Raw genomic sequence first — 5205 nt, forward strand, 5'->3', positions numbered from 1 at the left:
TTGACTTTTACTGTAACATGAGTTATTATAATCAAGCAGTCGCGAGAGAGCGGCTGGTCAATAGGAAATGCAGGAGTGGCGGAATTGGCAGACGCGCAGGCTTCAGGTGCCTGTGGTCGCAAGATCGTGTGGGTTCAAGTCCCATCTCCTGCATTATTTTTTTTATATCGGGAATCCCTAATTCAGCTGGGTTTCCCGATTTTTTACTATTCTTATTTTCTGAAAATTTCACAAGAATTATTTTAAGCAAAACATAATTTTTTTTAGTGTCAGTTTGTGTTGAAAAACAAAATCTCTTGTGATACAATCTTGAAGATTTAGGATAAAACAAGAGAAAGGGAGATTGTATGAAAGCATTTCTGATATTAGAAGATGGCCATGTATTTACAGGAACAAGTATTGGCTCTACAAGGGAAGTTATCAGTGAGATCGTTTTTAACACTTCCATGGCAGGTTACCTGGAAGTCATGTCAGACCCAACTTATCTGGGACAGGCAGTTTGTATGACATATCCGTTAATTGGAAATTACGGAATCTGTTATGAAGACCAGGAATCCAGAAGCACATGGGTCGACGGAGTGATCGTCCGTGAATTATCTCGTATCCCAAGCAACTTCAGATGCGTGGACACAATCCAGCATTTCTTAACAAAACATGATATTCCAGGTATTGCCGGAATTGATACCAGAGCCCTGACTAGAATTTTACGTGAAAAAGGTACCATGAACGGTATGATTACTGTTGAGGAAAATTATGATCTGAACACAATCATCCCACGTTTAAAAGCATATAAAAAAGAAAATGCTGTAGAAACAGTCAGCCGCCGCGAAAAGAAGCTTGTAAAAGGCAATGGAGCAAAGGTTGCACTGATGGACTTTGGTGTAAGAAAAAGTCTTGTGGAAGCTCTTACAGAGAGAGGTTGCCAGGTAACAGTATATCCGGCACAGACTTCCGTAGAAACAATTCTGAAAGATGCTCCGGACGGAGTCCTTCTCAGCAATGGTCCTGGGGATCCGAAAGCAAATCCTTCTATTATAGAAGAAATAAAGAAACTTTATGAATCTGAAATTCCTGTTATGGGAATTGGTCTTGGACATCAGCTTATGGCTCTTGCAGCAGGCGGAGACACCCGTAAGATGAAATGCGGACACAGAGGCAGCAATTATCCGGTAAAAGGACTGGAGACAGGAATGACCTATATTTCTTCTCAGAGTCATGGATATGAAGTCGATGCAGCTGCACTGGAAGAGAAGAATATCGCAAAAGCTTCTTTTGTAAATGTAAACGATGGCACAAATGAAGGTCTGGACTATATCGGAAAGAAAATCTTTACTGTTCAGTTCCAGCCGGCAGCCAGCGAAGGTGTACAGTATACAAGTTTCTTATATAATAAATTTGTGGAAATGATGGGAGGGAATAAATAATGCCAAAGATAAAAGACATTAAAAAAGTACTTGTTATTGGTTCCGGTCCGATCATTATTGGTCAGGCTGCAGAGTTTGACTATGCGGGAACACAGGCATGCCGTGCTCTCAAGGAAGAGGGAATCGAAGTTGTACTTCTGAACTCCAATCCAGCTACCATCATGACTGATAAAGATATGGCTGACAGAGTATATATTGAGCCTCTGACAGTTGAAGTTGTGGAACAGCTGATCATTAAGGAAAAACCGGACAGCGTTCTTCCTACACTTGGCGGACAGGCAGGTCTGAATCTTGCCATGGAGCTTGCCGAAAGTGGATTTTTGAAGGAACATAATGTTCGTCTGATCGGTACAACTCCGGATACCATCAAAAGAGCTGAGGATCGCCAGGCATTTAAAGACACCATGGAAAAGATCAACGAGCCGATTGCGGCGTCTAAAGTGGTAACAACTGTTGAAGACGGCGTGGCGTTTACAAATACCATTGGCTATCCGGTTGTTCTCCGTCCGGCATATACACTTGGCGGAAGCGGCGGCGGTATTGCATACAGCGAGCCTGAACTGAGAGAAATTCTTGAAAATGGTCTTCGTCTTTCCCGTGTAGGAGAGGTTCTTGTTGAGAGATGTATTTCCGGATGGAAAGAGATCGAATATGAAGTGATCCGTGACCGGGCAGGAAACTGTATTACAGTCTGCAACATGGAAAATGTTGACCCAGTTGGCGTGCACACAGGAGACTCTATCGTAGTAGCTCCTACTCAGACTCTTGGTGCAAAAGAATGCGATATGCTTCGTACTTCTGCCCTGAACATTATTACAGAGCTGGGTATCACCGGAGGATGTAACGTACAGTTTGCACTGCATCCGGAAAGCTTTGAATATTGTGTTATTGAGGTAAACCCGCGTCTGAGCCGTTCCTCTGCACTTGCAAGTAAGGCGACAGGCTATCCGATCGCAAAGGTAGCATCCAAGATCGCTCTGGGTTACAATCTGGACGAAATTCCAAACGCTGTTACAGGAAGTACGTTTGCAAGCTTTGAGCCAACGATCGACTACTGTGTTGTAAAGGTTCCGAGACTCCCGTTTGATAAATTTATCACAGCAAAAAGAACTCTGACTACTCAGATGAAAGCAACCGGTGAGGTTATGAGTATCTGTACCAGCTTTGAGGGTGCTTTAATGAAAGCTATCCGTTCCCTGGAACAGCATGTGGACTGTCTGCAGTCCTACGACTTCAGCGCGCTGACAGAAGAGGAGCTTTTGGAAGAGCTGAAGATTGTGGATGACCGCCGTATCTGGAAGATCGCAGAAGCGATCCGCAAAGGCATTCCGCAGGATTCTATTTATGATATCACAAAGATCGACCGCTGGTTTATTGATAAAATTGCAGTGATCGTTGAGATGGAAGATGCTTTGCAGCATCAGGAACTGAATGAAGAGCTTCTGCTGGAAGCAAAACGTATGGAGTTCCCAGATAATGTGATCGCGCGTATGACTGGAAGATCAGAGGATGAGATCAAAGCTATGCGCCAGGAATATGGCATCAAAGCAGCATATAAGCTGGTAGATACCTGTGCCGGCGAGTTTGAGGCAGCAACCCCATATTATTATTCCGTATATGGCGATAAAGAAACAGAAAATGAAGCAGTAGCCACACCGGATAAGAAAAAAGTCCTGGTACTTGGTTCCGGTCCGATCCGTATCGGTCAGGGTATCGAGTTTGACTTCTGCTCTGTACACTGTACATGGGCATTTGCAAAAGAGGGCTATGAGACTATCATTATCAATAACAACCCGGAGACAGTCAGCACAGACTTTGATATTGCCGATAAGCTGTACTTTGAGCCGCTGACTCCTGAGGATGTAGAGAATATTGTAAATATCGAAAAACCAGACGGAGCCGTTGTGCAGTTTGGCGGTCAGACAGCCATCAAACTGACAGAGGCACTTATAAAGATGGGTGTTAAAATCCTTGGTACATCTGCAGAAGACGTAGATGCAGCAGAAGACCGTGAGCTCTTTGACGGAATCCTTGAGCAGTGCCAGATCCCGAGACCAAAGGGAGACACAGTATTTACTGCAGAAGAAGCAAAAGAAGTTGCCAACAGACTGGGCTACCCGGTTTTGGTACGTCCTTCCTATGTTCTTGGCGGCCAGGGTATGAGAATTGCAGTCAGTGATGAGGATGTAGAAGAATATATTGGCATTATCAATCAGATCGCACAGGATCATCCGATTCTTGTAGATAAGTACCTTATGGGTAAAGAGATTGAGGTAGATGCAGTATGTGATGGTGAAGATATCCTGATTCCTGGTATTATGGAGCACATTGAACGTGCAGGTATCCATTCCGGTGACAGTATTTCTGTATATCCGGCCCAGACTATCAGTGAAAAAGCAAAGGAGACCATTGCAGAATATACACGCCGTCTGGCAAAAGCACTCCATGTGGTAGGAATGATCAACATTCAGTTTATCGTCTGCGGTGAAGATGTATATGTAATCGAGGTAAATCCTCGTTCCAGCCGTACGGTTCCTTATATCAGCAAGGTGACAGGCATTCCGATCGTCCCGCTGGCAACAAAGGTTATCCTGGGCTACAAACTGAAGGATATGGGATATGAGCCCGGACTTCAGGCAGAGGCAAAACATATTGCTATCAAGATGCCTGTATTCTCCTTTGAGAAGATCCGTGGAGCAGATATCAGCCTTGGACCGGAAATGAAATCTACCGGTGAGTGTCTTGGTATTGCAGAAACATTTAACGAAGCACTTTACAAAGCATTTATCGGAGCTGGCATCAAACTTCCGAAGCACCGCAATATGATCATCACTGTAAAAGAGGAGGATCATCAGGAAGTAGTTCCAATTGCAAAACGTTTTGAGGCTCTTGGATATCGTATTTATGCTACAAGAGGAACAGCCAAGGTTCTGAAAGAAAATGGAATTAAAGCAATCCGTACCAACAAGCTGGAGCAGCCGGCGCCAAACCTTATGGATTTGATCCTCGGACACAAGATAGATGTGGTCATTGATACTCCGCCTCAGGGCGTTGAGCATCAGAAAGATGGTTTTGTGATCCGCAGAAACGCAATTGAGACAGGAGTCAATGTACTGACCAGTCTGGATACAGCAGAGGCATTGGTAACAAGCCTTGAAAATACTGATCTGAACAATCTTACACTGATTGATATTGCCACCATCGACAACAGATAATTAAAATACCGGGGGAATTGCCGAAAAAGCAGTTCCTCCGGTTTTTTTCTTTACGACAAAGTAAATCTGTAATATACTTATGGTAGTTTAAAGAAAGAAAGGAAATCAAAATGAATATCATCGAATTTTTAAAAGCGGTGTTCCTTGGTATTGTAGAGGGAATCACAGAATGGCTTCCCATCAGCAGTACCGGGCACATGATACTTGTTGACGAATTTATCAAACTGGATGTTTCACATGAATTTAAGGATTTTTTTCTGGTGGTGATACAGCTGGGTGCCATACTTGCTGTGGTGGTACTTTACTGGAATAAGCTGTGGCCATTTTATATCCGGCCTGTTTCCAAAAAAACGCAGATGGCTATTGCAAAGCAGCCGGCTGCCCTACGGGGGCTTATGACTTTTATAGAAAAGTTTTGTGACAAGGATAAATGGATGCTCTGGTTTAAGATCCTGGTTGCCTGCCTTCCTACCATTGTGATCGCACTTCCTTTTAATGATATGATAGAAGAAAAGTTTAACAATTATGTGGTTGTTGCCATTGCGCTAATCGTTTATGGTGTGATC

The 5205-nt window shown here is 43.6% G+C and carries 3 protein-coding genes and 1 tRNA gene; all 4 read left to right on the forward strand.

What is annotated here, in order from left to right:
• Positions 1-69: 69 nt before the first annotated feature.
• Positions 70-153: transfer RNA gene (locus RDS42_RS12320), tRNA-Leu, on the forward strand.
• 194 nt (positions 154-347) lie between these two features.
• The gene (locus RDS42_RS12325) at positions 348-1424 is read left to right on the forward strand and encodes a carbamoyl phosphate synthase small subunit (protein ID WP_308783920.1); all 1077 of its coding nucleotides are present in this window, start codon (positions 348-350) and stop codon (positions 1422-1424) included.
• Positions 1424-4639 (forward strand): carbamoyl-phosphate synthase large subunit, encoded by a 3216-nt coding sequence (gene carB, locus RDS42_RS12330; RefSeq protein WP_308783921.1) that lies wholly within the window; start codon positions 1424-1426, stop codon positions 4637-4639. The genes RDS42_RS12325 and carB overlap by 1 nt, the downstream gene beginning before the upstream one ends.
• Positions 4640-4749: 110 nt before the next feature.
• A partial coding sequence (locus RDS42_RS12335) for an undecaprenyl-diphosphate phosphatase (RefSeq protein WP_308783922.1) occupies positions 4750-5205 on the forward strand: 456 nt, incomplete at its 3' end.

It is taken from the genome of uncultured Blautia sp., assembly GCF_902497045.1.
Classification (GTDB): Bacteria; Bacillota; Clostridia; order Lachnospirales; family Lachnospiraceae; genus Blautia_A.